Here is a 16620-nt window from a genome sequence, read left to right as displayed (position 1 = left end):
GGCCATGTCTGATCCGGCCTCGCCCTAGCGCTGCGGCTGCAGCACATCCGGCGCCACGCACGCCAAGAGGCGCCGCCCGTAGCTGGCGCTCGCCCTTTGGGGTCTACCAGAGGACAAGCCTGCCCCGCCGCTCACAGCTCGACGTGCACCACCCCGCCCACCTCGTCGAAGTGGCCGATCTTCCACAGCACGCCGCGCGTGCCGGGCAGCTCGGCGACGAAGGCCGGGTCGCACATCAGCACCGGCGGGGCGAACGTCAGCACCGAGCTCCAGGCCGCGGCCTCGGAGACCGCCAGGGCCAGGGTCACGAACCACGGCGTGCTGCCGGCCGCCATCCGCGCGATCTGCCGCCGCTTGACGGTCGACAGCTTCTTCTCCGCGCTGTATTGCCGCGCGACGGCCGAAGGCTCCAGCGGGTTGGTGAGCGAGAGCATCTCGTCGAACGTGCAGCCGTTGGTGCGGCGCCTCTGGTGCATCCGCATCGCGTCGAGCGCCGTCTTGCGACGCTCGAACTCCATCCGCGCGTGGTAAGCGTCGAGCGCGCGGCGGCGACGCTTGTCGATCGCCTGCGCCACCCGCTTCGGCCCGGCCAGGCCGACGCGCGCCGCCGACCGCAGCGCGTCCTTCGTCCGCCGCAGCGGCGCCCGGCGCGCGTACTCGGCGAACGCGTCGGCCTTGATCCGCTCGATCGCCGCCGTCAACTCCTCGCGCGTGGTCATCACCAGGCGGTCGCCGACCTCCACGCACAGCGGCTTCAGGTAGTAGACCCGCACGCCGGTCCGCGCCCCCTGCCCCATCAAGAACTCTTCCAGTCGCGTGCGCACGCAGTCGGGCACCTCTTCCTCGATCCGGTCGAAGTGCTTCTGCTCGGTGACGCTCACCAGCAGCCGCCCCTTGGGCAGCCGGATCGAGGCCTTCGCCAGGTCGACCTCGCGCACCTGGGCGAACTCGTTGCGGTGCATCTGGACGACCGCGCGCCAACGCCGCTCGCGCGACGCGAAAGGCCGGCTCCGCTGGAGCATCGACTCGGCGAGCGTCTGGGCCGAGTCGAGCGGCGGCGCCCAGATCGGCTCGCCGACCCAGCGGGCGAACGGCTCCAGCTCTTGCTCGAGCGTGAAGGGCCGCGGCTCGCCCCGCGACGGCCGGACCCGTGGTTGGCTCGCGGCGCGCGGCTCGGGGAGATCGATAATCGTGGGCATCGCGAAGGCTCCGACAAGGACACGCGACCCGCCCTCCACGCGCCGCGACAAGCGACGCCGGGCCGATCGCTCGAGGATCCACCACCGCAAGCCAGCGCGTTCGTCGTACCACATCCGGGCGCAGCAGTCGACCAAATCGGCGGCGCAACAGTCGGCCCGGCTTGCCTAGCCAGCCGGCTCGCCCGGCTCGCAAAGCCGACGCGGATACTCCGCCCGCCGGGGGGCGATCTTGCCGCCTAGTTCATCCGGTACGATGGGCGCTCTGGCCGGCATGCTTCGCAAGCCGACCCACTCGCGCCGGCGGGTCGGACCCTTCAAGAGAGGCAGCAAACGAATGAACGCCGTGCTGCTCCCAGGGTTGGACGGTTCGCGCGAGTTCCGCGCGCCGTTCACGCTGGCGGCGCCGCCGGGATGGGCCGCTCGAGTCGTTCCGCTGCCGCAGCAGCGGCTCGGGTACGAGGGTCTGGCCGATCGGCTTGCGGAGGAAGTTAGTGGCGGCCCCTGCACCCTGATCGGCGAATCGTTCTCGGGCCCGCTCGCGATCCTGCTGGCCGAGCGCTGCCCCGAGACCGTCCAGCGGTTGGTGCTGGTCGCCAGCTTCGCGACCTCTCCGGCGCCAAAGCTGGCCGCATGGGCGCCTTGGCCGTTGCTCTTGAGGGCGCCGCTGCCCGCCGCGGCCGCGAAGCGTCTCCTCCTCGGCGAACACCTACACCTGCTACCTGGAGCGCGGGTGGCGATCGCAGCGAACGATCCCAGCGTGCTCGCGCACCGCATCCGCTGTATACTCAAGGTCGACGTGACCGCCCCGCTCCGCCGGCTGACCTGCCCGATACTTTACCTGAGGCCGACCGCCGATGCGCTCGTGCCACTCCGCTGCGTACAGGAGATCCAGGAACAGAACGGACGCGTCGAGGTTCACGAGATCAACGCCCCGCACATGGTTCTGCAGACACACCCCCGAAAGGCCTGGGAGGCCATCGCAAGCCGGTAGCTTCGCTTGGCGAAGCCGGGCGCATGCCCACCTCAAGGAGATGGGCATGCGTGCAACCTCGGCCGCGCCGCATGCTCGTCCGCTTCGTGAGCAACTATGATGCCCCACACGAGGCCGTGGGGTTTCAGTGAGGCTATATGAGCAATCTTCACGACAGCACAGCAAAGCACGCAAAAGTCTTGTGGTCTACAGAGTCAATTCGCCTGCGACCCGAGAGCTTTCAAGCGAGATTCGATGAGCTGTACCGTTCTGCCGAGGGCCCCGCGACTCTTTGGCATTTGGGGGGTGCGGCCAGTGACTACCTGCGAGTGCACCCGGGTTCTATCCAAGTGCCGGAGGGGCTAATCGAAGCGCTGCTGAAATCCCCGATAGTTGATGGACGAATCATCGGCCGTAAACTCGCGAACCGTTGCTCGTTCGATGCCGAGCGCACCCTATCTTCAATTCTCGACGCACTCAACAGCGGCCACGAGAGCGAGATTTGCGGTGGTCTGTTCGAGCTGTGGAACTTACTGGAACGGGATACCGTCGCCCCGATGATTCACCACGAAGGGCTATTCTGCGCATTGGCGAATCTAACGCGCGCAAAAGATGCGTACGTTCGCGATTCCGCTTCGCGACTTTTTGACAGACTGAAGGCGTGACAAGGGGGGGCCATCTTATCCGAAGTACAGTAAGTCAGGCTTCGCCCGACGCTGGTTCCGGCCTATCGGGCGATGCGTCAGGCACAGTCTGGCCTACGAAACTGGTGCTCATCCGCTTTGCGTCTGAGCGTGACGCCCGGCCCTGCGACTTTGTGTGAGCCCCCGTCGAGCGGGCCGTCGTGGACGTCGTAACGGTCGTGCGATCCGGCCATACTCTCGCTACCCGGCCTTCGCGGGGACGAACCGCACGACCAACTCTTGCTCGAGTGCTTCGGCGATCCGCCGCAGCATGGAAAGAGAATGCCCCTCGTAGTCAGCGGACTCGAGTTGCGAGATCGTTTGTTGTTTCGAGCCGATCCGCTCGGCCAACGCGGCTTGGCTCAGGCCGGCTTGGGTCCGAGCGTCGTAGATCATCTGGGCGACGTCGGCGTTGGTCTTGGCCTGCCGAATAAGGTCACGCAGCTCGGCGTCGTCGCCGACCATGCGGTCGATAATCGCCACGGCGTCGCTAGTCTTCGCCATCGCCGTCGCCTCCCCGGTAAGTGTGCTTGGCAGGATTGTTTTGGAGTTTCTGCTTCCGGGCGAGCGCCCGTTCGATGTCGGCGTTTGGAACCCGCTTCTCTTTGACCAACCCGTGAGCAAGGAACGCCACGTTCTGGCCGTGGAAAAAGTACAACACTCGGTAATTCACACGCTGATGCCGTACCCTCAATTCGTAGATCCCGTCCCGCAGCAGATCGGCGTGAGGCCGCCGCAACTCGTGCCCAAGAGCGGCTAGCCGATCGATGGCCGCCACGCATTTTGCAAAGGCGCGACGATCCGTTTGTTGCAGTCCGGCCAGCCAGTCTCGCACCGGCACACTGCCGTCGTCGTCCTGGTAAAACTGCAGCAGGGTTTGTGGCATTTTGGCGGCCGAGTCCCTAGCGAGTGTACAACAATAATGTTGTACAGGCAAACGCCTGGCTGCAGCCCTAATGACCCACCAGCAAAGCCCTGAGCACCCAACCCACGACCGGGCCGTCCTGCCCCTCGTGGTTCTCTCGTCCACGCCCGGCTAGCGCGGCGCGTCGGTGTGCTCCGCGGCGACTCGCAGGCGCATCTTGCCGCGCGCGTCCATCTGGTAGCCCTGCGACGACGGGCCGCGCAGGCTGCTCATCGCGATCGGGCCGGACAGGTCGGCCGACGTGACGCGGCACTGGGCCTCGTCCAGCACGAAGCGGCCCGCGATGAACAGCCGCATCTGCTCCGCGCCGGCCCCGACCGCCTCGATCCGTGCGTCGAAGCGGGCCAGGCGGGCGCCGCCGGCCTCGTCGATCGCTTTGAGCTCGAGCTCGAAGTCGACGACCTCGCCCATTTCCTTGTCGAAGCCGAGCGCTTGCTGCGCGACCGCGCTGGGCAGCTCGAGCTTCTCGCCGACGCGCACCGTGCGGCCGGCCAGGTGGGCGGCCAGCGGGCTGGGCGTGCCGAGCGTGCGCATCGCGCGGGCGACCACCGCGTACTCGTCGAGCGGCGGCAGCTTGCCGTCGGGCAGCGTGACACGCAGCTCGTCCCCCTCGCGCCAGCACAGGTAGGTCTTGCCCACGACCGGGTCGTCGTCGCGTGCGCCGGCCTTGGGGCCGTCGACGATCTGCGCGTGCGACTCGGCGAACACGACCTGGGCCGCCGTGACCCGCCCGGAGTCGAGCGCGGTGGCGGTGACGGTCCGGCGCTGGGCCCGTTCGACCCGGCGGTTCTCTTCTTCGAGGACCTCCGCGCCGCGGCGGAGCTTCGATTCGAGCGAAAGGCCGACCTGCACCGACTGCCGGACGATGTCGCCCACGCGCGACGACGGCTCGCCGAAGGTGACGCTGTCGGGTTCCCCGGCGGCCGCGGCCTCCGCGGCGACCGCCACGGCCCCCACAGCGATCACCAGTGCAAGCGGCAGCACCCGCGCGCGGCGAAGCCTCCCACCACAACCCCCGCCGACGGCGACGCCCGACCAGCGCAGCCCGAGCCCGAACCCAACCCCCCGGAGCCCCGGGCATAAGCCCGGGGAGTTGCTTGCCAACCGAACTCCGGCGCGCTCCCCGGGCTGATGCCCGGGGCTCTGCTGATGCCCGGGGCTCTGGGGGGCGGGTCGGTGCGGGCTTCCGTTGGGGGCGTGCCGCCGGGCCTCTGTTTGAACTGCCGCCGTGACTCCGCGTGGCTGCATCGCCGTGCCTCCGACCCAAGGAACCGAGTGAGGGGGGCGGGGAGCGTCCCGGACGCGGGGCGGCGGAACAAGAGCGGTTACGGAGGCTTGAGGGGTGAGGCTTGAGGGGTGGGGGGCGGGGCTTTAGGGGCGGGGAAAGGCTGGCCTCAGGGGGCTATTTCTGCTGTGCGTGGCCGTAAGGCTGGGAGAATAGGGCGTCGGGGCGAAGACTTGCGGCAAGCCGAAAGTTTACACCTGCTGGGCCGTGTAACGCTTCGCTAAACCGTCTGGCGGAAACGACTTAAGGTCGATTTTAGCGCCGTGATGCGTGACACAGCGTTTTCTTAGTGTGTGTCGTGTTTCAAACGGAGCGAAGTGCGCCGGGGCTCGGATTGCGGCCGACCGCAAAAGACCGCTTGGCCCTCAGCCTTCGTTCGGGCGTGGGGTTTCGGCTAGCTGGCGCTGGGTCTCTTCCCAAGAGAGCTCGGCTTGCTCGATCCGCCGGAGCGGGTCGTCTGAAGCGGTGTCCTCGCCGCGGCGGGCGCGGCGGGCGTGGTCGTCGGCCTCGTCTTCGAGGGCCTCGACCCAGTCGGGCAGGTCGAGCCCCGCGCCGGACGCGTCGGCCAGCAGCACGGCGACCTCGCGCTCGATCGCGGCGAAGGCCGTCTGGCGGTCGATGCGCGGGTCGGTCCCCATCGCGGGGCCGACCAGGGAGCGCACGAGGTCGATCGTGAGCGGCCGCACGAAGCGCTCGCCGAGCCGCTCGCCGATCGTGGGCAGGCGCATGCCGTACCGCTGCGACAGGGCCTCCAGCGCGGCCAGGTTCTGGTCGGCGACCTCGCGCGTGCGGTGCTCGACCTCGCGCCGCCACAGCGCGGCGGCGAGCGGCATGCCGTTCTCGACGAGGATCCGGTGGGCGAGGGTCACCGGTTTGAGGTTCCAGGCGACGCGGTCGTAGTCGTTCTTCAGGCGGAGGAAGTCGACGAGGGCGTGCAGCAGCTCGCCGCGGTCGGACTGGGTGGTCGTGGCGTTGTAGTCGCGGTAGACGCCGTAGTTCTCGACGACCGCTTCGATCGCCACGGTGAGCCAGCGGATGGCCTCTTCGCGCGACACGCCGGCGTCGATCTCCTCGACCAGCCGCGGCGCGTCGTCGGGCGGGGCGTCGCGGAGGTTGTCGAGCCACACGCCGACCCGGTGGTGGAGGATCGCCCGCAGGTTGCTGAGCGTGAGGAAGCGCTGGGTGAAGAGGTCCTCGCCGTAGCGCTCGACGAACCGCACGAACCGCTCCCAGTCGTCGGGCCGGTCGCGGAAGCGTTCGACCACGCTCAGCCTCACGGTCGCGCTGTGGGCGAGCCACCGCTTCAGGTGCTTGTCGGTCAGGTCCCAGAGGGCCTCGGCGAGCATCGACTCGGCCGGGCTGGCCTCGGCGGGCGAGTCGCCCCGGCGGACCTGCCACGACAGCGACGACGCGACCAGGCACTTGACCATCGCCGAGTAGCCGGTCTCGAAGAGCCGGTCGTACTCGGTCACCGCGCCGCGGCCGACCGGGTGGTCGCTCTCCATGCGTTGGGCCGTGGCGAGCAGCTCGGCGGTCTCGCTGAGCAGGCCCAAGCGGGGGAGCCATCCGGCCAGGTCGCTGGTGAGCCGGTGCAGGGTCCGCGCGCGGACGATCTTGCGGGGGTCGCCGCCGCGGGCCAGCGGCACGTAGAGGATCTCTTCGCGGCCCAGCGCGGCGAGGAACTCGGGCCAGTGCTGGCGCACGCCGGGGGCGTCGCCGCGGAGCACGCGGCAGAGCACCGCGCCGGCGCCGCCGACGTGGGTGGCGCCGTCGGGCGTGGGGGGTTCGTCGGCCGCGGTGGCGCCGACCGCCGCGCGGAGCAGGCGGCCCGCGTCGGCGGACTCGACGCAGGAGTTGATCACGCCGTCGAGGATCGCGTCGCGGACCGAGCGGAGGCGGTCGTACTCGACCATCGAGTCGTGGTCCGCGCCGGGCTGCGGCAGCCGGTGGGAGTGGACCGCTTCGAGCAGCTGAGCGAGCTGGGCGCCGCGGCGGGCGGCCATGCGTCGCCACTGGGCGATGACCTCGTGGCGGTTGTCGGGCTCCGCTTGCCGCACGCCCCACACGACGGCCGCGTGCTTCCAGAGCCGGGCGACCGTGTTGAGGAAGGCCAGCCGGGCTTCGAGCCGCTCGGCCTCGGCCTCGAGTTCGGCGCGGGTCTCGTCCTCGCCGCCGTACTCGAAGATGGCCGAGTCGACGCCGTCGTCGGTGCTGTCCTCGTAGGTGACGTCGTCGTAGGCGGCCTCGAACAGGTCGTCCTCGTCGTCGTCGTCGAACGCGGCGTCGCCGAGGGGGTCGAACTCGTCGTCGGCGAGGGGGTCGTCGTGCAGCTCGCTGTCGTCGTCGAGCAGGTCGTCGAGCTCCGCTTCGTCGAACTCGCCGAACTGCCACCGCGGCGCGTTCCACAGGTCCTCGGCGTTGGCTTCCAGGTGGTCGAAGAACTTCGCCACCAGCGGCCACTGGTCCTCGCCGGTCTCCTCGCCGCGACGCTCGACCTGCCGCAGCCACCGCTCGGCCAGCGGGTGGAACGACGCGTCGCCGTCGTCCAGCGGCGTGTACTCGACCTGGCAGACCCAACGCATCAGCAGGGCCATCGAAGCGACCAGGTCGCCCTTCTCGAGCAGCGCCTCGACCACCTGGTGGAACGCCTTGGGAGAGTCGAACTGGTCGACGAACATCCCCCAGAAAGCGATGTCGCCGGCCGCCGCGCCGGCCTTGTGCCAAGCGCTGAGGGCGCCGGCGACCAGGTTGGTCGACACCTCGACCTCCTTGGCCAACAGCCGCCGCACGCCGCTGACGGTGGGGGTGGCGAACTGGTCCCACCAGCCGGCGACCCTTTCCAGCGTGCTCGAGAAGAACTGCTCGTACTCCTGGTCGTCGACGGCGGCCGCCTCGCCGCAACCGCGCGAGCAGAGCCCCAGCAGCTGCTCGACCACCCGGATCAGGTCGTCGACCCGGTAGTCGTGGATCGTGTTCTCCACGCTCGGCCACAGGCTGAAGTTGCCGCCGAAGCCGACCACGTTCCAAGGGTCCACCAACGCACCGCACTCGATGCCCCGCTCGATCAGGTCCTCGACCTCGGGCGTGAGCTCCGCGGCGACCGCCAGGTCGTGGTTGTCCAGCGCCTGGTGGCCGGCGGTCAGCTTGCAGTAGATCTTGCAGAGGATGCGGCTCGACGCGACGCGCACCTCGTTGGCCTGCTCCAGCGCGGCCTCGGCGGCGCCCATCCGCGCGTAGACCCGGGCCAGCCGCACCCGCTGCAGCTGCTCCGCGCGGCGCCGCGCGATGGCGTGGTTCAGGTGCTGCCGCGCGCCGGCGAACGGCTGACGCATGCGCTGGGCCTCGCGGCGCAGCCGCTCGCCGTGGTCGCCGGTGGTCCGCGCGAGCAGGTCCGCGTAGAAGCGGTCGCGGTACGCGGCGATCTGCGGCAGCAGCGTGGCCAGGGTCTCGTCGCCGCTGTGGGCGCCGGGCCCCGAGCCGCTCACGCCGGAGGCCATCAGGATCGTGCCGGCGAGCACCGCGGCCGCCTCGGTGAGCAGCTCTTCCCGCGCGAACGCGCCGTCGGGCCGGTCGCCGGACTCGAGCTCCACCCGCTCGCACAACGCATCGAGCACGACCGGCTGCAGCACGAAGCGGCGGTACATCCCCTTGCCGTCGATGCGGTCCGGGTCCCAGAGGCCGAAGTGGTGGTTGGGCCGCTTGTGGGCCGGGTGGTCGAAGTCGTACGCGCGGGGGTCGAGGGCCAGCTCGTCCAGGTTGTCCGGGTCGAAGTACGCCGCGCGGAGCACGCCGGGGTCGCTCTCACGCAGCAAGCGCAGGGTCCGCTCGATCAGCTCTTGGCGCCGGCCGTGCCCCACCCCCGCGCCGGCCACGTACAGCGGGATCGGCCGGATCCACTCGTTCCGGTAGGGCTCGATCTTCTGCTCGGTCTCGAGCACGGCGATCGGCCGGTAGCCGATGTAGTCGTCCAGGCGGTCCCGGGCCGTGTTGAGGGTCGACTCGTCCCACGGCGGCCCCTGCGCGAGGATCGCTTCGAACACCCGCCCCAGGAAGAAAGGCCGCCAGAGCTGCTGCGCCGGCACGCCCCACAGCAGGTCGGCGTGGAAGCGGCCGTACGCCTGGCGGAATTGCTCGGCCAGCCGCAGCACGCCGACCGCCTGGCTCGCGTCGGCAAACGCGGCGCCCTCGCTGCGGAGCTGCTCCAGCCGCGAAGAGAGGCTCGCCAGCACGCGGTCGACCGAGGCCGGCTGGTTCGGCGCGGCGGTGGGGGAATCGCCTTCGGCGATCTCGAACAGGCCGTTCAGGGCCTTCAAGAAGCCGCCATCGCTCGCCCCGGACGAGAAGTTGAGGTAACCGAGCACCTCACGCTCGAGTCGACCTCGGCGTTGCTGCGGGTCGTCGTCGACGTGGGGCATACGCAAGCGGGGCGGGTTAGACAGGCGGCGCGGGTCACTCAAGGCGAGCCAGCGCCGACAGGGGTCCCGGAACGCAATTTAGGGAGCCCCTGCGAGACGGTCTAGCGGCCAGCCGCTTGGCCAAAACGTGCAGGCGTGGGGGTCGGGGATTAGGATGAGTCTCAGGTCGGCGCCCCGCGCCGGCGGCCCGGCTCCCTACCAACGCAACCGCCCAGCCGCGATGAAACGCTCCAAGAACCCCGCCCGCCGAGCCTGGCGTAGGGCGATGACCTGCATCGCTGCCGCTGCGGCGGTCGTTTCGGCCCCGCAAGCCGGCGCCGTGATCCCCGAGTCGGTCGCGCAGCAAGCCGGGCTCACCCGGGCTTGGTTCACTCAGGCGCCGATCGACGCGGCGACGCAACAGATCCACGCGGCCGTGCTGTCCGACGGCGTGATCTACGTGCTGACGTCGGCCGGCAACGTGCAGGCCCTCGACGCCGAGACGGGCGCCCCCAAGTGGCGGCGGCGCTACGGCGACCGCCTCGCCCCGGTGGCTGGGCCGACGGTCGAGGGGAACCGATTGGCGATCGTTGTCGGGTCGACCGCGTTCCTGATCGACGCCGAGACCGGCGCGCAGGTGCTGGCCAAGCAACTCGACGGCGCCCCCGGCGGCGCGCCGGCCATCGGCGAAGAGTACCTGCTGACGCCGCTGCTCGGGGGCCGGTTGGTCGCCCACCCGATCGACTACCAAGCGGCCCTGCCGTTCCGGATCGCTTCGCCCGGCACGGTGCTCGGCAACCCGGTGGTGGCGAGCGGCCGCGTTGTCTGGTCGACGGTCGAGGGGATGGTCTACACGGCCGCGATCGACAGCGGCGTGCCGAGCTACCGCTTCGACGCGGCCGCCAGGTTGTCCGGCGCGCCGATCGTCGACGCGGAGCAGATGTACTTCGCGACGACGGCCGGCTTCGTTTACGCCATGCAAACCGAAACCGGCCGGGTCGTCTGGCGGAGGGCGATCGAGGGCTCGGTCGAGAAGCCGTTGGTCGAGGTCGCGGACACGATCTACGTGACCGCCGCGACGCCGTCGCTGCACGCCCTCTCGCGCGAGACCGGGCAGATCCGCTGGAACGTCGAGGGGGTGAGCGACTTCGCCGCGGCGTCGGAGAAACGCGTCTACGCGCTGGCGCCGGGGGGCGCCCTGGCGGTGCTCGACCGAGAGACCGGCGAGCCGGTCGCTAGCTGGCCAGCGGTCGAGCCGCTGCGGGCGATCCCCAACAACGAAACGGACCGCATTTACGTGATGAGCGACAGCGGCCTGATCCAGTGCTTCCACGAAGCGGGCGCCGACGAGCCGTTCCGCCACCGGCCGAGCGAAGAGACCGAGCCGAAAGCCGACGCGCCGGCCGAAACCACGCCCGCCGACGAGCCCGACACGACGGCGCCCGAGCCGATCCCCGGATTCGGCGAGCCCCCGGCCGAGTCGCCCGACGCGACCGACCCGTTCGGCGACCTCGCGCCGGCCGAAGACTCCGGCGACGCGGACGCGGACAACCCGTTTGATTTTTAGGGACCGGTCGCCGGTCGCCAGTCGCTAATCGCTAGTGGCCGGTGGCTGGTGGTGCGCGGGGCGGGTCGATAGCTTGCTGCGTCCGGGTTGCGCGAACCCCGGCGTCGCGCGGCGTGTCCGGCAGCGGTCGCTCCGGGGTTAGGCGGCGCGCACCGGCCTGTAGCGCAGGGAAACACGATGGTGGCGGAGCCCCAGATGCATTCCACGGCGGGCGCCCAAAGCCGAACCTGGTGGCGACGCCCCGGCGGCGGCCGCGAGGTGCTGTCGGTCGCTGCGCCGCTGGTCGTGTCGAGCCTGTCGTGGACGGTCATGACGTTCGTCGACCGGATGCTGCTGAACCACTGGTCCGGCGCGGCCATGGCGGCCGCGTTCGCCGCTTCGACCGCTTGGTTCGCGGCCCTGTGCTTCCCGCTCGGCGTGTGCGCTTACGCGAACACGTTCGTCGCCCAGTACCAAGGGGCCGGGCGGCCGCTGCGGATCGGCCCGGCCGTGTGGCAAAGCGTTTGGATCGCGGCGGCAGCCACCCCCTTTGTGTTGCTCGGCGTGCCGCTGGCCGACCGCCTGTTCGAGTGGGCGGGCCACTCGCCCGAGGCCGTCGCCCTCGAGGGACGCTACTTCGCGATCCTCTCGATCGGCGCGCCGGCCATGCTGTTCTCGCAGGCGCTCAGCTCGTTCTATAGCGGGCGGGGGCGGACGGTCGTGGTGATGGTCGTCGACGCGGCGTTCGCGTTGCTGAACCTGCTGCTGGACTGGTGGTGGATCTTCGGGCTGACCGTCGCGATGGGCGGGGAGACCTTCGAGGTCTTCCCGGCCGCGGGGATCGCCGGCGCGGGCTGGGCGACGGTCGTGTCGTTGTGGCTCAAGGCGCTCACTTACCTGGCCCTGGTGCTGCGGCGGGAGCACCGCGCGGCCTTCGCGACCGGCGCGGTGGGCGTGGACCGCGCGCTGCTCGGCCGGATGCTCTGGTTCGGCGGCCCCAGCGGGCTGCAGATGCTGCTGGACATCCTCGGCTTCACGGTCTTCGTGCTGCTGATCGCACGGCTGGGCGATGTCGCCAACGAGGCCAGCAGCATGACGTTCAGCATCGGCTCGCTGGCGTTCATGCCCGTGTGCGGCATCGGCATGGCCGCTTCGATCCTCGTCGGCCAGCACCTGGGCGAGAACCGCGAAGAGGCCGCGACCCAGGCCACCTGGACCTCGCTGCACGTGTCGTGGGCCTACATGGCGGGCGCGTCGGCCGTGATGGTCTTCGCGCCGGGCTGGCTGCTGGGCGGCTTCTTTAGCGGCGAGGCCGTGGCGGGCGCCGACCCGGCCCACCGCGCGGCGGTCGGCGCGCTGGCGGTCGTGCTGCTGCGGTTCAACGCGGCCTACAACTTCGTCGACGCGATGCTGATCGTGTTCGTCAGCGCGCTGAAGGGCGCCGGCGACACCCGCTTCATCCTCTGGGCCAGCCTCGTGATGGCCACGGCGCTCGCCGCGCTGACGTGGACCGCGCTGGAGGTGCTCGACGCGGGCGTGTACGGCTGTTGGGCGCTGGTGTCGGCGTGGATCTTCGGCTTGGCCGTGGTCTTCTACCTGCGATTCCGCGCCGGATACTGGCGCAGCATGCGGGTGATCGAGCCAGAGCCGCCGACCCTCGCGCCGGAACCCGTGGCTGGTGAGCCGAGCGACGTCGGCGGCGCCAGCCAGGCGTTAGCTGGCTAGCCCTTCGAACAGCGGCGTCGACAGGTAGCGCTCGCCGAGCGAGCACATGATCGTGACGATCCGCTTGCCGGCCATCTCGGGCCGGGCGGCGACCTTCGCGGCCGCGCACATGTTGGCGCCGCTGCTGATGCCGCCGACGATGCCCTCTTCCTTCGCCAGGCGGCGGCCCCAGAGGAAGGCCTCCTCGTTGCTGACCGTGATGACCTCGTCGACGAGGCTCGTGTCGAGGTTCTTCGGCACGAAGCCGGCGCCGATGCCTTGGATCTTGTGGGGGCCCGGGTCGCCGCCGGAGATGACCGGCGAGTCGGCCGGCTCGACGGCGACCGCCTTGAAGTCGGGGTTCAGCTTCTTGATGAACCGCGACACGCCGGTGATCGTGCCGCCGGTCCCCACGCCGGCCACGATGCAGTCGATGTCGTGGCCGGAGTCTTCCCAGATCTCGGGGCCGGTGGTGGCCTCGTGGATCGCCGGGTTGGCCGGGTTCTCGAACTGCTGAGGCATCCAGTGGTTCGGCTTGTCGGCGAGCTCCGTCGCCTTGGCGATGGCGCCCTTCATCCCCTCGGCGGCCGGCGTGAGCACCAGGTGCGCGCCCATCGCCTTGAGCAACGCGCGGCGCTCGACGGACATGCTCTCGGGCATGGTGAGCGTGAGCTGGTAGCCCTTCGCCGCGCAGACGAACGCCAACGCGATGCCGGTGTTGCCGCTGGTGGGCTCGACGATGTGGGTGTCGGCCTTGATGTGGCCGTCGCGCTCGCCGGCCTCGATCATCGCGGCGCCGATCCGGTCCTTCACGCTGTTGAGCGGCTGGAAGAACTCGCACTTCGCGAACACCGTCGCCTGGCCCTCGGGCACCAGGCGGTTGATGCGGATCATCGGCGTGTCGCCGATGCAGGCGGCGGCGTGGTCGTACGTGCGGTTGCGGGGCATGGGGGAGGCCGGAGGCTGTAGGCTGTAGACCGTAGGAAGAGCGCGATGCGGTTCGAGAAACCGGAGCCGAGGGCATTAGCCCTCGGAGCGCCGAAGGATACCGCTTCACGAGCCAGCCAACAACAACACCGCCCCGCCGGACCCGGGACGGGCTTGGCGGGGCGGCGAGGGTTTGCCTGACGAGATCAGCCCCTTTGGCGACGAAGCGGATCAGCGGCACGCGCACTGGTGCAGCAGCTTCGCCATCTGGCGGAGGTCGTTGGCTTGAGCGAGCAGCACGGCCGCTTGCCCGGGCGACACGCAACCGGGCGCCAGGTGCGAGGCCACGACCGGGTGGGCGACCACCGGCCGAGCCACAAAGCGGGGCTCGCCGCCGAAGCTCAAGCGGACGCCGCCGAGGTTGACGCTCACGCCGCGCGTGGTCACGCCGTGGTAGGCCGTCAGCGGCTCGCCCGGGAAGCCGCGGGTCACCGGGAACGGGCGGAGGGCCTGGCGGTGCGCGTGGCGGTGGACCGGCCGGTGCACGGCGTGCCGGCCGCGGGCGTCGTGGAGCGCCTCGGCGACGGCCTCGTAGACCTCGCAGGCCTGGTCCTCGATTTGCTCGGCGCGTCGCTCGAGCCGGCGGAGCTGGCCGCGGGTTTGGATCGGCCGCCGCAGGTCGGCCTCGAAGCGGTCGAGGTCGCGGCAGAGGTCCTCGAGTTCGTCGTAGATGTCGTCGGCCAGCAGCCGGCCGCGCGGCAGCGGGTCGAAGATCGCCGAGGTCTGGGCCTCGAGCAGCGCCATCTGGCCACGCACCTGGGCGACGTGTTGGTAGAGGTCGCCGAAGTGGCCGGCCGCGGCCGGACTAGCGATAGCGGCCGCTAGGGCCGCCGTGGTGATCGATTTAAGCATTGGATTGCCTCCCTATTGCGAGTTGCTCCGCCCCGTGGTGGGGCTCGCTTCTCGGTAGAGGCAACGCCGGCGCCGCAATCGCCGTTCGCGACGCAAGTCGATTTCTAGATGCTACTTAAGTCGATCAACGCACGCCACGCAGCGGCTTACGGGGCGCGCCAGTCGCGATCACATCGATAGCAGCCGATATCAATCCGACTTCACCGGCGATTCCGGATCGAGCTGCCGCTCGCGCTACGGTTGTAGCCGCGTCCGCCCCGGCTTGAGCCGCCGCCGAACAGGTTTCCGAAGAAGCCGTTGTCTTTCTTGTCGGCTTCGTGGATGTGGGTGATCGGGAAGGTCGGCACCCGCTGCCCCTTGCGGCGCGGCAGGCTGGCGATCGACTCGCCGGTGGGCGGCACGACGAACACCTTCGGGTCGTCGATCACCCAGGCGGTGCTCCAGGTCTGCCCGTTGTCCCAGTTGGCCACGTTGAAGAAGAAGTTGTCGAACGCCAGGCACTTGTAGTTGTACGGGAAGCTCGAGGTCAGGTAGTCCTCCTCGGTCAGGTCGTCGACCCCTTCGCTCGCGTAGTAGTGGATCTGGCCGTCGGGCGTGAACGACATGCCGAGCGTCCACCAGCCGGGCTCCTTGATGTCGAGGGCGCGGATGTCGCGGCCCATGCCGTTGGCGCGGACCGAGAGCTCGGCGTAGTCCGACTCGACGTTCCGGGAGGTCTCGCTGCGGAACAGGATGAACATGCCGGGCCAGTACGCGGCGGTCTCGCCCTCGGGGATCCGGCCGCGGCAGTCGGCGCGCATGCCGAACGACGCGCCGGTCCGGTTCTCCCACTCTTCGAACGGCGGCAGGTAGACGCGCACCGTGCAGCTGGGCTGCCAGGTGACGGGGATCGAGCGGCCGAGGAAGCGGTCGACCTTCATCAGCAGGTCGTCCTGCTGCTGCTCGTTGGTGATGCGGCCCGGGATGCCCGAGTAGCGTGTCTGGAACATCAACGCGCCTTGGCTGCCGGGGATGCCGCCCGGCGGGGTGGCGACCCGCTTGACCACGTCGGGCGTGCCGCGCTTGGCGCCTTCGTGCCAGAGCTTGTTGGCCGAGTAGCCGCCGGGGGCGCGTTGGTTGTCGTCTTGCTCGAAGCTGCTCTTGGGGAAGTTGGTCTGGTAAGACCACTTCGGGTCTTCGAAGTCGTCGGCCGCTTGGTAGACGAACTCTCCGCTGCCGGGCACGAAGGGCTCGGCGGCCCGGGCGGACGGCGTGGCGAGCGGGGCGGCCAGCAGCGCGGCGGCCAGCGGGACGATCCAGTAGCGCGTGGCGAGCATCCTTGCTCCTTGCGTGGTTGCTTGCGGCGATAGCATGCGAACGGCGGCTGTCGCTCGTGGTGCGCAGCCGTCGTTAGGCATCGTCCGTCGCGCGGCCGCGACCCCAGCAAAGGTTGCGCGGTCTCGGCCGGGCGGGCCGATTTCATGGCCCCTCGTGCATCCGGCAGCCGCCGCTGGGCCGGCAGAGCTCGCAAGGCTCGCCACCGTGCAGCGAGCGCCGCAGGCAGTGGGTGATCCGCTCGCACATGACCTCCGCTAGCAGCTCGTGCAGCCCGAGCGGCGAGGTCACCTGGTAGCGAACCCCGGTGTGCTCGGCGGCCGCTTCCGCCGCGAGGCGCGGGATGTCTTGCGACCAGTGCCGGCCCGGCGAGAGGAAGTACGGGAAAACGACGACCGTCGACGCGCCCCGCTGCACACAGCGATCGAACGCCTGCGCGATCGAAGGCTCGGCGAGCTCCATGTGGGCCGGTTCGACGATCCCCATGCCCGACACACGCTGGAACAGGTCCGCGGCGTCGTGGAGCAACGCGTTGCTCTCGGCGCGGCGGGAGCCGTGGTCGACGACGATCACGCCGGTGTCATCGGGCGAGAGGGCCAGGTCGCTGCGGAGTTTGTCGGCGAGCATGGGGGGTGTGGGTTGCGGTCGGCTGTCGGCTGTTGGCTGTTGGCCCTAAGGGGGGGGCGGTCCACAGGACCGGTCAGCCGTCGGCGGCAGCCGGCAGGCTCTGGCGCCGGAAGGGGCTCCGGCCCCCGCTAACC

13 protein-coding genes are annotated in these 16620 nt (G+C 70.1%); 4 read left to right on the top strand and 9 right to left on the bottom strand.

The window, feature by feature from the left end:
• Positions 1 to 131: 131 nt before the first annotated feature.
• Positions 132 to 1199 (bottom strand): hypothetical protein, encoded by a 1068-nt coding sequence (locus RIC11_RS12335; RefSeq protein WP_350211656.1) that lies wholly within the window; start codon positions 1197 to 1199, stop codon positions 132 to 134.
• A 334-nt stretch (positions 1200 to 1533) separates the two neighbouring features.
• Between RIC11_RS12335 and RIC11_RS12330 the strand changes: the two genes are divergently transcribed.
• Both RIC11_RS12330 and RIC11_RS12325 read left to right on the top strand, forming a co-directional pair.
• Positions 1534 to 2190, top strand: a complete 657-nt coding sequence (locus tag RIC11_RS12330) for an alpha/beta fold hydrolase (RefSeq protein WP_350211654.1) — start codon at positions 1534 to 1536, stop codon at positions 2188 to 2190.
• A 137-nt stretch (positions 2191 to 2327) separates the two neighbouring features.
• Entirely contained in the window at positions 2328 to 2834 is a 507-nt protein-coding gene (locus RIC11_RS12325; RefSeq protein WP_350211652.1) for a hypothetical protein, read from the top strand.
• Between the two features lie 219 nt (positions 2835 to 3053).
• Here RIC11_RS12325 and RIC11_RS12320 read toward each other — a convergent pair whose 3' ends face one another.
• From RIC11_RS12320 to RIC11_RS12305, 4 genes are all read right to left on the bottom strand, one after another.
• Complete coding sequence (locus tag RIC11_RS12320) at positions 3054 to 3356, bottom strand: helix-turn-helix domain-containing protein (protein WP_350211650.1); 303 nt, start codon at positions 3354 to 3356, stop codon at positions 3054 to 3056.
• A complete protein-coding gene (locus tag RIC11_RS12315) occupies positions 3343 to 3738 on the bottom strand; it encodes a type II toxin-antitoxin system RelE/ParE family toxin (protein WP_350211648.1) in 396 nt (131 codons plus the stop codon). The genes RIC11_RS12320 and RIC11_RS12315 overlap by 14 nt, the downstream gene beginning before the upstream one ends.
• 150 nt (positions 3739 to 3888) lie before the next feature.
• Positions 3889 to 4761: a hypothetical protein gene (locus tag RIC11_RS12310; RefSeq protein ID WP_350211642.1), complete on the bottom strand. Its 873-nt coding sequence runs from the start codon at positions 4759 to 4761 to the stop codon at positions 3889 to 3891.
• A 666-nt stretch (positions 4762 to 5427) separates the two neighbouring features.
• Positions 5428 to 9477 (bottom strand): hypothetical protein, encoded by a 4050-nt coding sequence (locus tag RIC11_RS12305; protein WP_350211639.1) that lies wholly within the window; start codon positions 9475 to 9477, stop codon positions 5428 to 5430.
• Positions 9478 to 9697: 220 nt separating this feature from the next.
• Between RIC11_RS12305 and RIC11_RS12300 the strand changes: the two genes are divergently transcribed.
• A complete protein-coding gene (locus RIC11_RS12300) occupies positions 9698 to 11023 on the top strand; it encodes an outer membrane protein assembly factor BamB family protein (RefSeq protein WP_350211638.1) in 1326 nt (441 codons plus the stop codon).
• Between the two features lie 195 nt (positions 11024 to 11218).
• Positions 11219 to 12727: an MATE family efflux transporter gene (locus RIC11_RS12295; protein ID WP_350211636.1), complete on the top strand. Its 1509-nt coding sequence runs from the start codon at positions 11219 to 11221 to the stop codon at positions 12725 to 12727.
• Here RIC11_RS12295 and cysK read toward each other — a convergent pair.
• From cysK to RIC11_RS12275, 4 genes are all read right to left on the bottom strand, one after another.
• Complete coding sequence (cysK, locus tag RIC11_RS12290) at positions 12716 to 13654, bottom strand: cysteine synthase A (protein WP_350211634.1); 939 nt, start codon at positions 13652 to 13654, stop codon at positions 12716 to 12718. The two genes, RIC11_RS12295 and cysK, sit on opposite strands and share 12 nt — an antisense overlap.
• A 210-nt stretch (positions 13655 to 13864) precedes the next feature.
• A complete protein-coding gene (locus tag RIC11_RS12285) occupies positions 13865 to 14545 on the bottom strand; it encodes a hypothetical protein (RefSeq protein ID WP_350211632.1) in 681 nt (226 codons plus the stop codon).
• A gap of 200 nt (positions 14546 to 14745) precedes the next feature.
• Positions 14746 to 15861, bottom strand: a complete 1116-nt coding sequence (locus RIC11_RS12280) for a hypothetical protein (RefSeq protein WP_350211630.1) — start codon at positions 15859 to 15861, stop codon at positions 14746 to 14748.
• A 142-nt stretch (positions 15862 to 16003) separates the two neighbouring features.
• On the bottom strand, positions 16004 to 16486 hold the full coding sequence (locus tag RIC11_RS12275; RefSeq protein ID WP_350211628.1) for a CbiX/SirB N-terminal domain-containing protein: 483 nt from the start codon (positions 16484 to 16486) through the stop codon (positions 16004 to 16006).
• Positions 16487 to 16620: the final 134 nt, after the last annotated feature.

Origin of the sequence: Botrimarina sp., assembly GCF_040219535.1 — a bacterium.
In the GTDB taxonomy this organism is placed as follows: domain Bacteria; phylum Planctomycetota; class Planctomycetia; order Pirellulales; family Lacipirellulaceae; genus Botrimarina.
Note: the sequence above shows the minus strand (reverse complement) of the source record. Positions and strands in the feature narration are given on the sequence as shown.